General features: G+C 38.3%; 16 protein-coding genes and 3 pseudogenes. 10 read left to right on the top strand and 9 right to left on the bottom strand.

All coding sequences use genetic code 11. From position 1 onward, the window contains the following. From L655_RS0100595 to L655_RS1000000126400, 3 genes and pseudogenes are all read right to left on the bottom strand, one after another. A pseudogene (locus L655_RS0100595) lies at nt 1-1,189 on the bottom strand (metallophosphatase); the annotation flags it as partial. Between the two features lie 134 nt (nt 1,190-1,323). Beyond that, nucleotides 1,324-2,817, bottom strand: a complete 1,494-nt coding sequence (locus L655_RS0100590) for a peptide MFS transporter (RefSeq protein ID WP_024603743.1) — start codon at nt 2,815-2,817, stop codon at nt 1,324-1,326. A 246-nt stretch (nt 2,818-3,063) separates the two neighbouring features. Next, nucleotides 3,064-3,444: pseudogene (locus tag L655_RS1000000126400) on the bottom strand (cellulose synthase subunit BcsC-related outer membrane protein); the annotation flags it as partial. Between L655_RS1000000126400 and L655_RS0100585 the strand changes: the two are divergent. The 3 genes and pseudogenes from L655_RS0100585 to tyrR all read left to right on the top strand — a co-directional run. Further along, nucleotides 3,439-3,903 (top strand): annotated as a pseudogene (locus tag L655_RS0100585) (BcsE family c-di-GMP-binding protein); the annotation flags it as partial. The pseudogenes L655_RS1000000126400 and L655_RS0100585 overlap by 6 nt on opposite strands. Before the next feature lie 169 nt (nt 3,904-4,072). After that, nucleotides 4,073-5,653: a cellulose biosynthesis protein BcsG gene (bcsG, locus tag L655_RS0100575; RefSeq protein ID WP_024603741.1), complete on the top strand. Its 1,581-nt coding sequence runs from the start codon at nt 4,073-4,075 to the stop codon at nt 5,651-5,653. Between the two features lie 188 nt (nt 5,654-5,841). Then, nucleotides 5,842-7,398: a transcriptional regulator TyrR gene (gene tyrR, locus L655_RS0100570; RefSeq protein WP_010555118.1), complete on the top strand. Its 1,557-nt coding sequence runs from the start codon at nt 5,842-5,844 to the stop codon at nt 7,396-7,398. Between the two features lie 28 nt (nt 7,399-7,426). Here tyrR and L655_RS0100565 read toward each other — a convergent pair whose 3' ends face one another. Then, nucleotides 7,427-7,921 carry a hypothetical protein gene (locus tag L655_RS0100565; protein WP_024603740.1) on the bottom strand — a complete coding sequence of 165 codons (495 nt, stop codon included), beginning with the start codon at nt 7,919-7,921 and terminating at the stop codon, nt 7,427-7,429. A 105-nt stretch (nt 7,922-8,026) separates the two neighbouring features. On the opposite strand from L655_RS0100565, the gene L655_RS0100560 reads away from it, so the two are divergent. Further along, nucleotides 8,027-8,563 carry a thioesterase family protein gene (locus tag L655_RS0100560; protein ID WP_024603739.1) on the top strand — a complete coding sequence of 179 codons (537 nt, stop codon included), beginning with the start codon at nt 8,027-8,029 and terminating at the stop codon, nt 8,561-8,563. 85 nt (nt 8,564-8,648) lie between these two features. Here the strand turns inward: L655_RS0100560 and L655_RS0100555 are convergent, their stop codons facing one another. Further along, complete coding sequence (locus L655_RS0100555; protein WP_024603738.1) at nt 8,649-9,302, bottom strand: OmpW family outer membrane protein; 654 nt, start codon at nt 9,300-9,302, stop codon at nt 8,649-8,651. A 412-nt stretch (nt 9,303-9,714) separates the two neighbouring features. Continuing rightward, nucleotides 9,715-11,421 (bottom strand): lysophospholipid acyltransferase family protein, encoded by a 1,707-nt coding sequence (locus tag L655_RS0100550; protein WP_024603737.1) that lies wholly within the window; start codon nt 11,419-11,421, stop codon nt 9,715-9,717. Between the two features lie 129 nt (nt 11,422-11,550). Here L655_RS0100550 and L655_RS0100545 point away from each other — a divergent pair, with 129 nt between their 5' ends. After that, nucleotides 11,551-12,471, top strand: a complete 921-nt coding sequence (locus L655_RS0100545; protein WP_024603736.1) for a glyoxylate/hydroxypyruvate reductase A — start codon at nt 11,551-11,553, stop codon at nt 12,469-12,471. A 96-nt stretch (nt 12,472-12,567) separates the two neighbouring features. After that, entirely contained in the window at nt 12,568-12,714 is a 147-nt protein-coding gene (locus tag L655_RS1000000127480; protein WP_024603735.1) for a hypothetical protein, read from the top strand. Between the two features lie 194 nt (nt 12,715-12,908). On the opposite strand, the gene L655_RS0100535 is transcribed toward L655_RS1000000127480, so the two are convergent. Continuing rightward, on the bottom strand, nt 12,909-13,154 hold the full coding sequence (locus L655_RS0100535; RefSeq protein ID WP_002958222.1) for a hypothetical protein: 246 nt from the start codon (nt 13,152-13,154) through the stop codon (nt 12,909-12,911). A 106-nt stretch (nt 13,155-13,260) separates the two neighbouring features. Next, nucleotides 13,261-13,704, bottom strand: a complete 444-nt coding sequence (locus tag L655_RS0100530; protein ID WP_024603734.1) for a hypothetical protein — start codon at nt 13,702-13,704, stop codon at nt 13,261-13,263. A 113-nt stretch (nt 13,705-13,817) separates the two neighbouring features. On the opposite strand from L655_RS0100530, the gene L655_RS0100525 reads away from it, so the two are divergent. After that, nucleotides 13,818-14,201 carry a response regulator gene (locus tag L655_RS0100525; RefSeq protein ID WP_002958224.1) on the top strand — a complete coding sequence of 128 codons (384 nt, stop codon included), beginning with the start codon at nt 13,818-13,820 and terminating at the stop codon, nt 14,199-14,201. 108 nt (nt 14,202-14,309) lie between these two features. Here L655_RS0100525 and rpsT read toward each other — a convergent pair whose 3' ends face one another. Continuing rightward, on the bottom strand, nt 14,310-14,570 hold the full coding sequence (gene rpsT, locus L655_RS0100520) for a 30S ribosomal protein S20 (protein WP_002958225.1): 261 nt from the start codon (nt 14,568-14,570) through the stop codon (nt 14,310-14,312). 253 nt (nt 14,571-14,823) lie between these two features. Between rpsT and murJ the strand changes: the two genes are divergently transcribed. The 3 genes from murJ to ileS all read left to right on the top strand — a co-directional run. Then, nucleotides 14,824-16,404 (top strand): murein biosynthesis integral membrane protein MurJ, encoded by a 1,581-nt coding sequence (murJ, locus tag L655_RS0100515; RefSeq protein ID WP_024603733.1) that lies wholly within the window; start codon nt 14,824-14,826, stop codon nt 16,402-16,404. An 84-nt stretch (nt 16,405-16,488) separates the two neighbouring features. Continuing rightward, on the top strand, nt 16,489-17,439 hold the full coding sequence (gene ribF / locus L655_RS0100510) for a bifunctional riboflavin kinase/FAD synthetase (RefSeq protein ID WP_024603732.1): 951 nt from the start codon (nt 16,489-16,491) through the stop codon (nt 17,437-17,439). A 5-nt stretch (nt 17,440-17,444) separates the two neighbouring features. Continuing rightward, nucleotides 17,445-19,416, top strand: a 1,972-nt coding sequence (gene ileS, locus L655_RS0100505) for an isoleucine--tRNA ligase (protein WP_024603731.1), incomplete at its 3' end; no start/stop codon positions are given.

Below are 19,416 nucleotides of genomic sequence, written 5' to 3'. Positions count from 1 at the left end.
TATCGCTAGTTGCTTGTCCATAGCCGCCGCTTGGGTCAATAAACATATCGGCATCATCATTAAGATAATCAGTTGTATTGGCTTGCATAATTGCACGGTAAATATCTTTACCTTCTGCGGGCCAGTATAAATCCATAACCAAGGTGTAGTCAGACACCATTCCTGCATTTGCAAAGTCACCATTTGCTGGTGTGTTTAAATCAATAAGCAAGCCTTCTGTTGGAGCGTGGCGAGAAAACGCCATAACACCTGAAGGGCCATCACTTAAATCATCAATATTTAATTGAGTAGTGGTGCTATATTGTGTCTCCGCAGTGCCCCAATTTGTTTCATCTGGATCAAAGTAGCTAAGTACCGAAGGTCCAAAATCAGCTGCTAACGGGTTGTTAGTATCGTCAAAGTTCCATATGGTTACATTTGCTAAGTTGTTGCATGAATAAAGTTCGGTGTCAGTGTCAAGGTGTAGGCACTGACTTGTTCTAGCACGTGCATATTTATCAAGTAGCCACCAAGCTTCAGCTATTGGTTCTACGTTTGAGAATGTAACACTATTAAAAAATAAATCAGGATTCAAAGCTGCTCCTTTAAATAGTGCAACTTCGTAATTATTAGTGGGTTGTATATCTTCAGGTTTAAGTAAAAACCAATCTGGTTGACTTGCAAACATCGTTGTTAAGTCGCTTCCCGATACAGTTACTTTATAAATAGAGTTAAACCCTGGCGTATTTGATGGCTGTCTTTCTACGTAAAAAGCTTTATGGAAGTCTTCTTGAGTCAGTGTGCCGGGTGTCCAGCGCTTTTGTACTAGTTCAGGGTTAAGTAATGCTGCGCTAATTGTGCTTGAATGTTTTGCGGCTAAGGCGGTGATTTCGGCTAGCTGCGCATCAGTTGGATAGTTTTCAGAAATAGCGATTTCAGTTTCTGCATCGGGAGCATAACGCCCCATTATCTCATCTATAGCTAGTTTTGTTGCCTCATCGCGCTCATCAATTGTATCGGTTTCAATCGTTTTGTAATCAATAACTGGGGATGATTTATCAGCTAAATTAAAAGTAAGCGTTAAGTCAGTAATACCTTTAGCATAAAAGTCCGGTTGTAAAACAATAGCGCCGTTATCAAGGGTTGTGTAGCTTTCCCCACCGTGTGTATGGCCGCCAAGTACTAAGTCTATACTGGGTACGTTTGTTGCCCACGTCATCAATAACCAATCAGGATATAATATCAGTTAACGGGGGCAGGGCAAAGTTGAATAAAAAAATTCCCCCATAGACGCTATGGAGGAATTGTCTTAGGTTATATTGCTACATTTGAAATAAACAATAATTAAGAGACTTTCTCTTCTAAACCTTGTTTTTCCCATACTTTAGCTTTAAAAGTCATTAGTACTAAAACAACACCAACACCAATGCTAAATAATGCAATTTGTAAGTATAAGTTAGGAATTTCATCAACATTATTCGGATCGAAATTACCAGCAAGTAAACCTGCGATGATGTTACCGATTGAGTAAGTTAATACAAACACACCCATCATTTGGCCAGTGTAACGTTTAGGCGATAACTTACTTACAGCACTTAATGCTACAGGGCTTAAACAAAGCTCACCCACTGTATGTAAAAAGTACGTAGTAACAAGCCAGTAAGGCGCAACTTTTAAGCCTTCAGCTGCGTAATGAGCCGCCATAAACATAACTAAAAAGCCTGATGCCATGATAATTAAGCCAATTGCACATTTAACGCTGTAGCTAGGTGATACTAAGCTTTTAGATAAGTTAATCCAAAGCGCTGCAAAAAATGGCGATAAAGTAATAATAAACAGTGAGTTTAATGATTGAAACCACGTTGTAGGGATTTCAAAAGTACCAATAAGACGGTCAGTATAGTCGCGAGCAAATAAGTTTAATGATGAACCAGCTTGTTCAAAGCCAGACCAAAAACATGCAGATGCAATACATACTAAAAATAGTGCCCACATTCTTTGTTTTTCGGCATCTGTTAAATTACCTGTAAAGTAAATAACACCAAAATAAACAAAAAAGATAATAGTAAATACAATCGCTGTGTAACCTGCAACTACAGTTGGATTAATAACAATAGCGCCGGTCATTGCAGCCGTAGTAACTGCAGCAGCTGCAATTACAAATGCTGCAATACCGCCCCATGCACGTGAAGTACCTTTAGAGCCTAATGGATTAGCCGGTAAAGCACTGTGCTTTGGTAAGTTATTAAGTGTGAGTTTGTACTGCACTAAACCAATGGCCATACCTACAGCAGCCGCACCAAATGCCCAGTGCCAGCCTACGTTCTCCATAAAGTAACCACATACGTAGTAACCTATTAAAGAACCCATGTTAATACCCATGTAATAAATAGCGTAACCGCCATCACGACGCTCATCAGCATCGCTATATAATTGGCCTACCATTGCACTGATATTTGGTTTTAGTAAACCAGTACCTGTTGCTACAAATATTAAGCCAATAAAGAAAGAATAATCATGTGGAATAGCCAAAATAATATGGCCAATCATAATAGTTATGCCGCCATACCAAACTGCTTTTTGACCACCAAACAATCTATCAGCTAGCCAACCACCTGGTAAGCCTAAAAAGTATACTGCGCCTGTGTACAAACCATAGATTGCAGCAGCTGATGCAACAGTAAAGGCAAGGCCTTCTTCTTGTAAGCTTGCTGTCATGAATAATACGAGCATAGCTCGCATACCGTAATAACTCATTCGTTCCCACATTTCAGTGAAGAACAATGTCGAAAGTCCTTTAGGGTGGCCAAACCAACCACTATCTGGAGCTGAACTCATATTTACTTCCTAACTTTAAGAATTGTTGTAATGGCCTTATAATTTTTTGCTTTAGCTATCTTAGTATTTAGTCATACTAAAACGCTCGACCATCAGTTTATTATTTGTAGCTAAGATAATGATTTGCTATATGGTAGTAACACCAGAAGGTAAGAGACACACCCTTATCCTAGTTACAATTGCGCTCAAGTATACATATACCTTAGTGCTAGGGGAAGTATTCGCGGTGTATCACCTTATGCCAAGTTAGAACTCAGCATAAGGAACAATCGGCGTGCCTGGAAACTCAAGTGTTCCGTACACAGGATTAAAGTAATAACGTATATAAAGCTGACCAAAATTTGGTTCGTAAAAGTCAGAACGATCAATAGCTAAGTAGCCACCAAAAAACCAATTAGGCGATATTCTATACTCAAAACTACCTTCAAGATTATAGGAAACACCAGAACTTGTTTCACCTTCAAATACAGGGTCAACACCTGTTATTGATTCTATAGCGTATGCGTCTAATTGCAGATTAGTGTTGTTGGGGAAGAAGTCAATAGATTGAGTTTTTGTTTGCGAATAAGAAACACCGGTTTTTAATCGATAAACAAAATCATCGCCCCAACGCGCGTCATAAGTGACTCAGCCGTTAATTTAGGTGTTAGTGGTGTGCTAGTGAAACTTGAGCTACTACCAAGAATTGACCCTATTCATCCTTTGCATTTATTTCATATTAAGCGCGAAGGTGATGTATTTAGCATTGCAGATAATACAGTTTATTTATATTTGCATGCTTGTAGAGAAAATGACGTTGATAATGCAATTAAGCATTTGTTTAAATTAAAAACGAGCGATTTTTTTGTACAGCAAAATATAATTTCTGACCACTTTTACATTCAACAAGAATGTAAACAGTTAAGGCGATTTTATAAAGGTAAGAGTGTTGTAGATTTCTCGCAAAAACTTGCTGAGAATGATAGCTATAAATTTGCACCTGATATAGCAAACAGCGTTACTGAAAATATTAACACCCCAGAATTTTCTAGTAAAAGCCGCCCAGATGCTAAGCCTTTTATAATGAAACTAAGAGATAACTTATGAGTATGAATCAGCTTTTAATTACCGTGTTTCTTGCAATGGTGCTTGGCGCGGTGCTTTGTATGCTAGGCAAATACATTTTATCTCAAATAACAAAATATTATTATAAGCTTACTTTTAAACATGAAGTACTAGAGCCTTATACACCAAATACAGTAAAAAAGGATAAGCAGTGAAATTATCAGGTTTAGGGGTTTGGAACCTTTATTTTTTAGTTAAGTTTGCTCTGTTTTATTACGGTGCAATTGATTTTAACGTACTAACTAATGCCGCTTTTGCTGCATTGCTTGCGATTAAATTTAAACAGCCATTAATAGAGAAGGCAAAACATATAGTAGGTGCTGTGTTTGCTGTGGTGTTACTGTATCAAGATTCATGGTTGCCACCAATAAACAGGTTGACTAAACAAGCCGGTAACGTTCAAGATTTTAGTTTTGGTTACTTTATCGAGCTATTAACCCGAGTTATTAGCGTTGATATGTTGTTGGCTCTGTTCGTAATTAGTGTGTGTTTTTGGTATACATCGCAATGGATACGCTTTACCACCGTGACTATTGTTGGGCTGTTAGTTGTAGGGTGGCAAGGAAATAACTCTCAATCACAATTCGTTAATAATGTGGCAAACCCTGAACCGGTTACTCAAAATCAGAGTAATCCTCAAACGCAAGTGATCACTCAGGCAGCGCAATCTCCTGATCAAAAGCTCGCTGATTTTTACCAACAACAAAGCTTACTAATGAGCCACTTTCCAAACCAAGTGAATGGTGAGCTGTTTGATGTAATTATTTTGAACATATGCTCAATGGCTGTTGCTGATTTAAATGCTATTGGTGTAAGTGTTACTGATATGTATAAAGACTTTGATGTGGTGTTTTCAGACTTTAACTCGGCTACGTCATACAGTGGACCCGCTGCGGTAAGACTGCTGCGCGCTAGTTGTGGGCAAACGAGTCAAACAGCATTATTTAAAGAGGCACCTGAACAATGTCACTTGTTTAAAAACCTAGAGAAACTAGGTTATCAAAACAATGTTGTGATGAATCACGACGGACATTTTGATGAGTTTAAAGGCTTAATAAATAAGTACGGTGGTCTAGATAGCACGCCATTTAATATCGATTCAATGCCAGTGGCGCTACGAGGTTTTGATAATAGTCCTATTTACTCAGATGAAGCTGTGCTGGATGGTTGGTTAGAGCAAGCTGATGATTGTAAGCGGTGTGCGATGTACTACAACACCACAAGTTTACATGATGGTAATCAGCTAGAGAATCAACCAAGGGTTAATAGTAAAGAGACATACCCAATCAGACATAAAAACTTGTTTGCTGATATTAACCAATTTGTAAAAAAATTAGAAAAACGCGGTCGCAACGTTATGTTAATGATAGTGCCTGAACACGGCGCTAATTTAAAAGGTGACAAAGTACAGTTTGCAGGTTTACGTGAAATCCCAAGCCCAGCAATTGTGTCGGTACCTGTAGCAATTAAATTTATAGGCCCAGACGTACAAAACTACTCGCAAATTGTAGTTGATGATTCAACAAGTTACTTTGCGCTTTCAGAGCTGGTCAGTAAGGCGCTGCAAACTGATGTATTTGGTGGGAATAATAGTGTTGCTAATTTGCTTGAAAACCTACCTACAGCACCTAAGGTTGCTGAAAACGAAGGCACAATAATGATGTATGTTAACCAAAGACCATTTATACAATTAGATGGTGGTGATTGGTCTGCTTACCCACAAGGTAAGTAGTCACATAATAAGATTTAACAAATAGCACTGGTATAGTTAAATATCAGTGCTACTTTTCTTCATTTAATTACATTTCAACTTATCGCTTTCGCAGTCTGTTTCGTCCAAAAATGTTTACAATAAGCTACCTTCTCAAAGCGACTTAGCGTATTATTCAGCTAATATAGTTTTTCCTTCTTTGAGGATGTATGCGTCTAGATATTCACTGTGCTGATCGAATTGGTATTGCTCAAGAAATCCTTAATATATTAGTTAACTACAGTGTTGATCTAAAAGGAATTGAAGTTGATTCTGTAAATTGTCGTATGTACGTTAGTTTTCCCGAAATAGAATTTGAACAATTTCAAAAAATTATGCCATCGATACGTTTAATCGACGGTGTACATGATGTGCGTACCACTGCATTTTTACCATCTGAGCGTGAACACAACGAATTAAATACTTTACTACGTGCATTGCCTGATGGTGTTATCTCTATTGATGCCAAAGGTTGGGTACGTTTATGTAATGATGCAGCATGTAAAGACTTACAGCTAATTGAAAAAGACGTGATTGGTGCAAATATTAATAACCTGCTTAAAGGCTTTAACTTTACACGCTGGTTAGAAGGTAAAGAAGTACTCGGACAAACTACTCGCGTTGAAGTTGCTGGTGAGGATTTTATTGCAGACATTTTGCCAATTGCAGTTCCTCAAGGTAGTGAAGGTGATGTGCTTGCTGGTGCGGTTATTAATATTAAATCGCAAAGTCGCTTAGGGCAGCAAGTCAGTGCATTTAGACGTTACGGGCAAGAAAGCTTTGCCACTATTCATAACTTTAGTACGGCAATGCGCCGAGTTGTGCGCGAAGCCCGAAAAATGGCGCAACTAGAAGCCCCTATTTTGATTACTGGTGAAACAGGAACAGGTAAAGAGTTATTAGCTAGAGCGTGCCATTACGCATCTAATCGTTCTGTTAAACCTTTTATTGCTCTGTCGTGTGCTTCTCTTCCTGATGATGTTGCTGAGTCTGAATTATTTGGTTATGCCGGGTACGAAGAAAATGCAGCGCCAAAGCGCGGTGTATTAGAGCAAGCCGATGGTGGAACTGTATTTTTAGATGAAGTTGGCGAAATGTCGACTCAACTACAAACTAAGTTACTGCGTTTTTTACAAGATGGTACGTTTAGAAAAGTAGGCGATGAGAACGAAGTTAAAGTAAATGTACGTATTGTTGCTGCTACTCAAAAAGACTTACCTGCAATGGTACAAGAAGGGGTTTTTAGAGAAGACTTATATTACCGTATAAACGTGCTTACTTTAGAAATAGCACCACTAAGAGATAGAAAAGCGGATGTAGGACCACTTGCAGAGCATTTTATTCAAAAATACGCGCAACAAAATGGTCATGCAATTCCTGTTTTATCACAAGAGTGTTTGAGCTTTTTACAAGAGTATCCGTGGCCAGGAAATGTGCGCCAGCTTGAAAATGCAATTTACCGTGCAGTGTCGTTACTAGATGATAGCGAGCTTCGCGTAGAGCATTTACAGTTACCCACTTTTACTCACGATTTAGGGTATTTAGAGTCTGATTTTGAAGGTTCGTTAGATCAAGCGGTTAAACGTTTTGAAGCGACCTTACTTCGTAAACTCTACCCAGCTTATCCAAGCTCACGCCAGTTAGCTAAGCGATTGGGCCTAAGTCACACCGCTGTAGCTAACAAATTACGTGATTACGGTATTAACCGAAAAACAGTAAAAGTGTAATTAACATAAAGACATTAAAATATGGGGACTAATTTTTAGTCCCCATATTTTTTGTAACCCCATCAATTGCAATCGTCTCAATACCTTCTTCATTAAAGTTCATTACAATACTGGCGTTATTACGAGTGAAAAAATAGCTACGGCCATTAAGTTCAATAACATAATCGCCTTTTACGGGGTCGCTAAATTGCTGCTTCTTTAAAGTGACCTTGTGTTCGCCAATTTGCCATTCAAATTCTTTAATAAACCCATTATTAAATTCTTGCACCCATACTTGGCTGTCATCTTTTGAAAGCGTTATAGCAACTGAATAAGAACTAGGGATCTGCTCCATGTTGTAACTTTTAGAGCCAATAATGAATTTTTCAGCTTTTTGTTGCCATTCAAAACCAAATTTAAACTCTTTAACTACACCGGTAGGGTAAGTAACAGAGCCTTTACCTGGTAATGAAAAGTCGGCAAACGCACTATAACTAGGTATTAATAAAGCTAGCGCAGTGATAATTTTACGTTTTGATTTCATGAGTTATCTTTTTATTATAATAATGATTTAAGATTAAAGTAGAATATTCGTCTTCGCAAGAGGCTATGCTACACTCGAATAAATTTAACTGGTAAGACCTTTTTTGTGAACTTATATATTCGACTTTTATTATTGTTTTTTAAAATTAAACGTAACAAGCAATATCAAAATTTACTTGATACGGTAGATATTGATTACAAAGCTTTACCTACTGATTGCGACATTAATTTACATTTAACGAACTCACGTTACCTTGCGATGATGGACTTATCTCGTACTTGGATGACAGAACGAGTTGGCTTATTAAAGCAAATAATGAAGCGTCGTTGGTTTCCCATTGTTAACGCAACGGCCATAACTTATATCCGCGATATTAAACCTATGCAGCGATATACAATAAGCACCAAGTTAGTGGGCTGGGATCATAAATACTTTTATATTGAGCAAAAGTTTCACTCAGAACGAGGCCTACATGCTATTGCTTATGTACGCGGTGTATTTAAAAGTAAAAAGGGTATTATAAGTATTGAAGAAATGCTTGAGGTTGCTGGTTTTGATGGGCAAACACCTATATTGCCAAGTGAAGTAATGCACTGGAAAGAAATGCTAGAGCAGAAAAAGTTAAGTAACTTACCAAGGTAATTAATACTCTCCAAATGAAAAAAAGGCCTTTCGGCCTTTTAACACACATTGTAATTGGGTAACTACGTACTATTTTATATATGCTTTAAAAGCTGTATCTAACACCGAACATAGCAACAACGGGGTCAAGCTCAACAGTTGATGTAAGTGCTTTTGCACCATTTGCATAAACAGTGGCATCGGTATCAATATCCATAATTGATACCATAGCGTGTAAACCCCAGTTTTTATCAATTTTATAGTTAGCACCTACCTGAGCCATAAAGCCAAACGAATCATCTAGCTTTACTTCTACATCGTCTGTTCCTAGCGTCGTTTTAAGTGCTTGAGAAGGTTGCTCATCAAAAAATGCAGTGTAGTTTATGCCTACGCCTATAAAAGGTCTTAGCGCATAGCTGGTATCTAAAAAGTGATATTGCGCAACTAAAGACGGCGGAAGTTGTTTTATATCTGCAATTTTGTTGCCTGCTAAGCCGCCTGCGCCATTTACATCGTGTGAAAACGGTGTTGCTGCTATCAGCTCTAACACCCATTGATCGTTAAATGCATAATCTACGGTGATACCTAGTTGAGTATCTGAATCACCTTTAAGGCCTAGCGTAGGTGCTTCATTAATCGCTGAGCTACTGTTATCAGGGTTTACGTTAATAGCGCCAACATTTACGCTAAAGTTAGCGTGTGCAGCTGGAGAGAGTGCTAATAAAGAGGTTAATAATGCGATGCTAATTTGAGTTTTCATGTTGTTCTCCAAGAACTACTGTTTGATTGGCGCTATTATTACCGAGCAATAAATATGAAAACCTGTTCTAGATCAAAGTTTAAAAAGCATTTGAAGCTTATAAAATATTTTATTGATTTAGATTAATTTTAGTGTCGTTATGCTTTTGTAAAGATTGACATATTTATTTAATTAACAGTCACATGAATATATTAAGGCAGGCACTGCCTTGCCATAATCTCGTGTTTAACCAAGGGTCTTAATAAACAAGAAAATATGTTTTTAGCAGGGTTCAAAAAATAATTAAAACAGCCGACACTTAAAAAAGTATTGGAAGACTTAAATGCGATTGAGTCGGTTTGAATAATGAAATATAAACCGAGTATTTTATAATGCATAAAATACTCGGTGCACTGACTTTACTTATCAATAGTTATTCTAAATAACGTTTAGCTTTGTTTTCTTTAACACTTTTAAGATCGACTAATACCAATCCATCAATACAATTATTAAAATCGGGATCAATGCTAAAGCTTAAAAATTGTACACCGCCAGGGTTGCAAAGCTCAGTATATTGTTTAAATAAAGTAGGGACTTGAGCGCCCATATTAGCTAACACATGTTTTAACTCTACAAAATCTTCTTTAACATCGTTTCCATTAAAAAGAATATTGCATTGAGTTAGCTGTTGCTCAGTTAATTTAAGCTCATTATTAGGTGTAGCTAGTTCTATGCTGCTTTTATAATAATGTTGATAGTAATAAACGAGCATGGCTTTGGCTTGCTCAGGTAGAGCGTTGGACACGCTTACGGCCCCAAATAAATATCTATACTGTGGGTAGTTTTTTATAAAAGCACCAATACCGTACCATAAATAGTCAAGACTCTTACGTCCCCAATACTTAGGTTGTACAAAACTTCGACCAAGCTCAATTCCTTGGTGTAGATAGGGCGTCATAGCGTCGGTGTAAGAAAATAAACTATCGGTATATAAGCCTTCACGTCCATGTTTTTGTATTATCTGTTGTGCGCAGGCTAATCGATAAGCACCTACTAGCTCTAGTTGCATAGGGTCCCACAGTACAAGGTGTTGGTAATCCATATCGTATTTATCTATATCACGACGCTTACCGCTTCCTTCACCTACTGCTCTAAATGCGATTTCTCTGAGGCGTCCTAGCTCTCTAAAAATAGGGGAACTACCTACATATTGATATAGATGAATGTGCATGCCATCGTGTGTTTTACCCAGAAGCTGACATTGCTCAATTGCTCTTTTTAGTTCTTTTCTACACTCGGGCACAGCAATAGGTGTTTGTGTTTTTAGCGGCAGTGTTTTTTTAGTTGTAAGCCTATAAAGCTGTTTACGTATGAGGTTTACAATTTCTTTATCTTTAAGGTTTTCTATTAAGTAGGACTCAGGAGGTATAGAAGCACCAATCTCAAACTCTAAAGATTTTTTGCGCTGCTTAAACATTTCTGTCACTAATAATAAACTTGCCAGAGGCTTGTAAATCATTGATGTGCCGTAAAAAAGTGGACTATTTTTGGCTTTAATAAAAATAGGTAAAATGGGGCAGTTGGCTTTTTTTGCCATACGTAAAAAACCGCTATTCCATTTGCAATCCTTAATACCGGTTGGTCCTAGACGCGACACTTCCCCTGCAGGAAATATAAGTAAGGCACCTCCACTTTTTAAATGGTTTTGTATATTACTAAGCTCTTGCTTTTTACTCATACCAGATAAGTTATCAACAGGGAGTAAAAGAGAATGCATTGCGCTGACCGACATCAACATGCGGTTTGCGACTACTTTTAAATCTTGCCTTACTGTAGAGAGTACTTTGATAAGTGCTAAAGCATCTAATGAACCAATAGGATGGTTAGCAACGATAACAAGTTTACCCTCATTAGGAATATGTTCTATCTGCTTAGGTTTATAGCGCGTATCAAAATTGAGCTCATCGAGCACTTGTTCAACAAATTCTAATCCTTGTAGGTGAGGGTAGGCATCACCAAAAGCAACAAACTCTTGTTCATGTAATAAGTAGCCTAGGCCTTTTTTTACTAAACCTTTTACTTTTGGAGAGTTCTCTAGTTGTGGTAAGTTTGCAGCAATTACTTTATCAACACTTATCATATTAACCTCATATTCCGTTTGGCCTATTCGCCATACATGTAAGATTAAAAAAAGGGTGTGACAGTTACTTTGCAGTAGTGTGACTTTTTAAAGTGCTAACTTATAAACTGTGTATTGTTAGGAGAATTTATGTCGGTATTGGTTGCTATAACTGGGCGTGACAACACAAAACTAATAACGAAGTTACAAGAGCGATTACCAAATACGCTGATAGAGCAATGGCCTGATTGCAAAAACGCACATGATGTGGATTTTGTACTTGCGTGGAATGCTCCTGAGTCTCTGTGGCCGCAGCTGCCTAACTTAAAAGCTGTGTCGTCATTTGGTGCAGGCGTAGATAGTATAAATCTAACATTATTACCTGAACATGTCGAAGTAGTACGTATTGTGGACATGCAATTAGCTGAAGATATGGCGGAATATGTACTGACACATGTGTTAGCTCAAAAGTTACGTTTAAAAGAGTATTACATTAAACAAACACAGCAAACATGGAAGCCAAAACGAGCTTTTAGTAATAAACATGTTGGTATACTTGGATTTGGCGAATTAGGTAAAGCATGTGCGCAAAAACTTGTAACTAATGGTTTTAAAGTAAGTGCCTGGGCGCAAAGTAATAAAAGCGCGACTAATGTCGAAATTTTTTATGGCGAGGAAGGCCTCAATAGTATGCTTTCTGATGTTGACTACCTTGTATGTCTATTACCCCTTACGCAAGCAACGACAGGCATTATTAATCACTCAATGCTCGCAAAGCTACCTAAACATGCTGTTGTTATTAATGTGGCACGCGGTGCTCATGTTGTTCAGCAAGACTTACTAAGTGCATTAAATAACGATAGCTTACGCGCAGCTACACTCGACGTATTTGATCAAGAACCTTTAGCGTCGAATCACCCTTACTGGGGAAACCCCAAAATAACGCTTACACCACATTGCGCGGCGATTTCTGATTTAAATAGTGTTATAGAGCAAATAGCCGATAATATTGAATGCTTGAATAAGGGGTTAGTACTCAATAATTCAGTGGATAGAACAAAAGGTTATTAGCTGATAGCTAATTAGTTTAAAAAACAGCTTGTTAACATTTGTAATTTTCATTAGTGTAAAAGATATTCTCACTAATAAAAATATAAAGAGGGTGTTATGAAATCCGGTCAAAGTGGGGCTAAATTAAGCCTCGTTGTTATTTCAATTATCGTGCTAGGTGTTTCAGCTTGGTTTAATCAGGCTAACGCTGAAGATAGTCCATCTAAAACACAAACCCAAAGTGAATTAACAACAGTAGATTAACCTAGCTTATTAGGTATTTTCGGTTTTCGTCTTTCTTCTCGTTTCTCTCAACAGTACATGCTCAGCACCATTATTGTAGTGGTGCTTTAGTGGCGTTCAATACTGTCCTGATCCAACGTGTTTCTAATATTTTAAAAATTCGCAATAAAAAAGCCCAGCAATGCTGGGCTATTAAATATTCTAAGGAAAAGTTGTTAACTTTGGGTTACATTAAATTGCCCGAATGTATAAACTTTAAACAAGTAAAAAGTGTTGATCAACACTAAACTCATATTTGAAATAACGCTCGACGACATAAGATCTAGGCTAAATGATAAGAACAATAAACCACATGCACTAATGGCGGCAACGCGCAGCAGTGTTATCTGGTTAATAAAGAATGCACCTAAACCTAGTGCAAGTAGTGTAGTATTTAAAAGCCAATCTAGCTCGTTTAGCATGGTCGTTTCAATAGTTCAGTTGTTGAAAAAAGGAGCGCCATTATGTTGATCTTTTGCACACCTTTCAACCAAGTAATTTTAAATTTTCAGATTAGTTTTTTTAATGCTAAAAGTAACTGCCAATTGCCGAAAACAAACCATTGTCAGCAATTACTTGATACTTTTGACAGCTCTGTGGTTTTTGTAAATCACTGCATAAATAAAGGGATTCACGGCTAGAATCATAGTTGGGGTGCAAGTTGGAATCAATTAAAGTAGCTCCGTAACCTAAAAGTCCAGGCCAGTAAACACTCTCACTTACCATCCCTAATTTTTTATAGGTGAGCAAGGTTGGTTTTGGAAAAGCTAAAATTATTACAATAACAATGGCCAGAGATATAAATAGCCCCTTTTTTGACTTTGTTTTTTGGCTAGTGCCATTGTTTATGTTTGTTTTTTCCTCTGCGGGTATAGAGCGCTGAGTAGGGCGTTGCGGCTTTCTTTTTTGCGCTGTTTTTTTTCTTGTTGGTGCTTTACCTAGCAACGACTGTTTATTTGGGGTTTTAGACATAAAGCAAATCTGGCCTTTTTTCCGTAGGTCTCTATAATTAAATGAGCAAATTTATATACTAAGCTAATTATTATGATAACTTAAAGTTAGCTTATAGCCTACGAGGAATAAAGATGAATACGCAGCTATCAATTTTAATTGTAGATGACGTTAGCACAGTGCGTAGTTTTTTGAGTCAAACGCTCATGCACTTAGGGATAGATAACGTAAAGGAAGCATCTACTGCCTCACAATGTATTAGTGAGTGCCAGGCTGCAAATTATAATATCATTTTTTTAGACATAGAACTGCCGGACGGCGATGGCAAAGATTTGATTGCACAAATCAATGAATTAAGCCCTGAGACAAATGTAGTAATGGTATCTGCGCATTCAGGTATTGAAAATGTTAAGGATGCAATTGATAAAGGCGCTAAAGGATTTGTAGTGAAGCCGTTTACACCTAAAAAAATAGCGGCAATGCTTAAGAAGTTTTATCCAGACTTGGAAAATGTATGACACCAATCTGTTTAAATATTCATGTCGACTGTTATTAAAGTATGAGATTAAATCTTAGATAAAAAAAAACCGGCAAAAGCCGGTTTTTTATATTCTATCAAAAACAAATTATAGAGCTTTAATCTTAGCTGCTATACGGCTCTTATGACGAGCTGCTTTGTTTTTGTGAATTAGACCCTTAGTTGCGTAACGGTCTAGGATAGGTGTAGCAACAGAAAAAGCTTGCTGTGCAGCTTCTTTATCGCCCGCTTCAATAGCAACAATTACTTTTTTGAAGTAAGTGCGCATCATTGAACGACGGCTTGCGTTGTGCTGACGGTTTTTTTCGCTTGTGATAGCGCGTTTTTTTGCAGACTTGATGTTAGCCAAGGTTTGCTCCTAACAATCTTAAAATAAAGCTTAAATTAAAGGCCGTGGAATATGCCTGTTTCTATCATGGATGTCAATTTAAATTTAACAATCCAAGAAAAACTGCACCATATAACGAGCATCAATTTGCCGCTTTAGCAGTTAATATAGACATTGTAACAAAGCACAGACCCCCAGCCTAGTGCTTTAAAGCGATTTATAAAAAAGACTGTGGCATAATCGCCTATCTTGAGGATTTTTGAGTAGGTTTAAGGTGTCAAAAGGTTTATTTCGCTCTGGTATGATCGTTAGTTGTATGACTATGATATCGCGTATTTTAGGGCTCGTTCGAGATGCTGTCGTTGCCAATTTATTAGGCGCAAGTGCAGCGGCTGATGTTTTTTTATTTGCTAACCGTATTCCTAATTTTTTACGCCGTTTATTTGCAGAAGGTGCCTTCGCACAAGCATTCGTACCTGTGCTAAGTGAAATTAAAGAACAGCAAGGCGACGACAAGGTCAGACTTTTTGTTGCACAAGCAGCAGGCACATTAGGAACCATTTTACTAATTGTCACTATTATAGGTGTTGTTGCTTCTCCTGTTATTGCAGCATTATTTGGTACCGGTTGGTTTATAGATTGGTGGCAAGGCGGACCTAATGCCGAAAAATTTGAACTTGCAAGTTCACTACTTAAACTTACATTCCCCTATTTATTTTTTGTAAGCTTAGTTGCACTTAGTGGTGCGGTTATGAATGTGTATAACCGTTTCGCTGTTGCTGCTTTTACACCAGTTTTGCTTAATGTTTCTATTATTACGTGTGCAATTTTTTTACATGATAAATTTTCAGTAGGTGCTTATTCACTTGCCATAGGTGTATTTGTCGGTGGTGTAGTGCAGCTACTATTTCAACTACCGTTCTTGTATCGCGCTAAAATGTTGGCGCGTCCGCGCTGGGCATGGCAAGACGAAAACGTAAAAAAAGTACGAAAACTTATGCTACCGGCTTTGTTTGGTGTCTCTATTAGTCAAATTAATCTGTTGCTAGATACCATGATTGCGTCATTACTGATGACGGGCTCAATTGCATGGCTTTATTATTCAGACCGCTTAATTGAATTTCCGCTGGGATTATTTGGTATTGGTATTGCGACAGTTATTTTACCGGCGCTTTCTAAACTACATAGCAGTAAAAAAAGTAGCGACTTTCAGCATACTCTCGATTGGGGAGTTCGTTTTGTTATATTTTTAGGCCTGCCAGCAATGATAGGTTTAATGATCATCAGTCCACTTATTATTACCGTATTGTTCGACCACGGTGCATTTAAAGAAGACAGTGTTGATCATGTCAAAGCTGTAAGCTTAGGCGTAGTCGCATATTCGGTCGGACTTGTAAGCTTTATGCTAATAAAAGTACTCGCTCCTGGCTTTTATGCTCGTCAAGATACAAAAACGCCGGTGCGTATTGGTATTATTACCTTAGTACTTAATATGGTGTTTAACATTATGCTGGCTCCTTTCATTGGTTATTTAGGGTTGGCACTTGCTACTTCGTTATCGGCTAGCTGCAATGCATTTTTATTATACAGACAGCTTAAAAAAGAAAATGTATACCAGTTCTCATCAATGAGTATGCGTTTTACACTTAAATGTGTTGTTGCAAGTATTGTTATGGGAGCTGTCACATGGTTTGTGAGCAGTTACTATTATTGGGCTACATGGGCCTTTACACAGCAAGTAATATTATTAGTAGCGCTAGTGGCTTTGGCTGGTATTAGCTACTTTGCAATGCTATTTGTGATGGGCGTTAGACTAAATACGATAAAAAGTGTAGCAATTACTGAATCAAACTAAAAAAAAGATTATAATCGGCAACTCTGCGGCTTTAATCATTTTTTAGCCGTAATTAATAGCTCGCTAAACAAGGCATTAGGTGGCATGGAGTTAATTAGAGGTATACACAATATTCGCCCACACCATTTTGGTTGTGTGTTAACTATTGGTAATTTTGACGGCGTTCATTTAGGCCACGCAGAAGTGTTAAAAGGTTTACTTAGCGATGCTAAAGCGCATAGTTTGCCTAGCACTGTAATGCTGTTTGAACCCCAGCCACAAGAGTTTTTTGCTAAAAACAATGCCCCTGCACGGTTAACGCGCTTACGAGATAAGTTACGTTTATTGAGTGATTTAGGTATTGAGCGAGTTATTTGCATTAGCTTTAATCAGCAATTTGCAAACATGCATGCTGAGCAATTCGTTAATGAGATTTTGATTAAAAAGTTAGGTGTTAAAGCACTTACTGTTGGTGATGATTTTAAGTTTGGAAAGCAACGCCAAGGTAACTTTCACTTACTTGCTAGCATGGGTAAGCAAGCGGGCATGGATGTAAAAAGCACCGCGAGCTTTCGTCAATTAAATGCTAGAGTAAGCAGCACTTTAATACGAGATGCTTTAGCATCCGGTGACTTAGCGAGTGCTAAAATAATGCTTGGTCACGATTATGCTATTTCTGGGCGTGTTATACATGGCTGGAAAAGAGGACGTGAACTCGGTTTTAGAACGGCAAATATTGCCCTAAAACGCCAAGTGTGTCCTGTCAACGGAGTGTTTGCAGTGCAAGCAACGATTGCAGGAAAACAGATTTTTGGAGTTGCAAATGTAGGTAATAAGCCGACATTTAATGGAACTCGTGCATTATTAGAAGTTCACCTTTTCGATTTTGCACAGGATATTTACGGACAATTTATGCATGTGGAGTTAATAAAAAAACTTCGCAATGAAAAAAAATTCGAGACATTAACACAATTAACGGCGCAAATAGCAACTGATGTTGCTGCCGCTAAGCAGTGTTTTGGTTTAAATCAGGTAGCCGATAGAGACGGAATGTAGGATAAATGAGCGACTATAAACATACTTTGAACTTACCGGAAACACCGTTTCCAATGCGTGGCAATTTGGCACAACGTGAACCAAAAATGCTTAAAGCATGGTATGAAGACGACCTGTACGGTCAAATTCGCAGCGCTAAGAAAGGTAAAAAGACCTTTATTTTGCATGACGGCCCTCCGTATGCAAATGGCGATATCCATTTAGGCCACTCAGTTAATAAAATATTAAAAGACATTATTGTTAAGTCTAAAACATTATCTGACTTTGATTCACCATTAGTCCCAGGTTGGGATTGTCATGGTTTACCAATCGAGTTAATGGTTGAGAAAAAAGTAGGCAAGCCGGGCGTAAAAGTAACCGCGAGCGAGTTTCGTGAAAAATGCCGTGCATACGCTAAAAAACAAGTTGAAGGTCAAAAAGTCGACTTTAAACGTTTAGGCGTATTTGCAGATTGGGATAAGCCTTACTTAACAATGAACTTTGACTTTGAAGCAAATGCAATTCGTGTACTTGGTCGAATTATTGAAAAAGGTCATTTGCATAAAGGCGCCAAGCCTGTGCATTGGTGTACAGACTGTGGCTCTGCATTAGCAGAAGCAGAAGTTGAATACCAAGATAAGCAGTCACCAGCAATTGATGTGCGTTTTACATTTGTTGATCAAGATGCTGTTGTTAGTGCATTTGCTTTGGCTGATGGTCATAAAGGCGAAGGCAGTGTTGGTACTGTTATTTGGACAACAACACCGTGGACGCTTCCTGCAAACCGCGCTGTGGCTGTGCATGCCGATTTAGAGTATGCGTTAGTACAGGTTGAAGATGAAGGCGTACAACAACGTCTAATTTTAGGTTCTGAGCTTGTTAAAGATGCTATGGACCGTTTTGGTTTTAATCACTTTCACGTACTAGGGTATGTAAAAGGTGCAGCGCTTGAAAACTTGCAAGTAGCCCATCCTTTTTATGATTTTAATGTACCAGTGATTGTTGCAGAACACGTAACTACTGATTCAGGTACTGGTGTTGTACATACCGCCCCAGGCCATGGTCAAGAAGATTTCGTGGCAGGCTTAAATTACAACCTTGAAGTGGCTAACCCTGTTGGTGCAAATGGTGTTTATTTACCAGATACCGAACTTTTTGCAGGTCAGCACGTATTTAAGGCGAATGCGAGCGTAATTGAAGTATTAAAAGAGCGTGGTGCGCTTATGCATCACCATGCGCTTACGCATAGTTATCCACATTGCTGGCGTCATAAAACACCAATCATTTTCCGTGCTACACCACAATGGTTTGTAAGTATGGATCAGGCTAACTTACGTCAAGATTCTCTTGCTGAGATTAAAAACACGCAGTGGTTACCAGAGTGGGGCGAAAGCCGTATTTCTAACATGGTTGAAAGTCGCCCAGATTGGTGTATTTCTCGCCAGCGTACTTGGGGCGTTCCTATTGCATTGTTCGTTGATAAAGACACCGGTGCACTTCACCCAAATACACAAGAGCTAATTGCTCAAGCAGCAGAGCTTGTTGAAAAGTCTGGTATTCAAGCATGGTACGATTTAGAACCAGCTACTTTACTTGGTGAAGAAGACGCCAAGCAATATATGAAAGTACAAGATACGCTAGATGTATGGTTTGACTCAGGTGTGTCGCACGCTTGTGTAGTAGATGCACGTGAAGACTTGGTTGGTCCAGCTGATTTATACCTTGAAGGTTCTGATCAGCACCGTGGTTGGTTTATGTCATCAATGATGACATCTGTGGCTATTAATGGTCATGCGCCATACCGCCAAGTATTGACTCATGGTTTTACTGTTGATGAAAACGGCCGCAAAATGTCTAAGTCGTTAGGCAATGTTATTTCACCACAAAATGTGATGAATAAACTAGGTGCTGACATTTTACGTTTGTGGGTGGCTTCTACCGATTACACGGCAGAAATGACTGTGTCGGATGAAATATTTAAGCGCTCTGCCGATCGCT

The organism is Pseudoalteromonas sp. TAE79 (assembly GCF_000498015.1).
Classification (GTDB): Bacteria; Pseudomonadota; Gammaproteobacteria; order Enterobacterales; family Alteromonadaceae; genus Pseudoalteromonas.
Note: the sequence above shows the minus strand (reverse complement) of the source record. Positions and strands in the feature narration are given on the sequence as shown.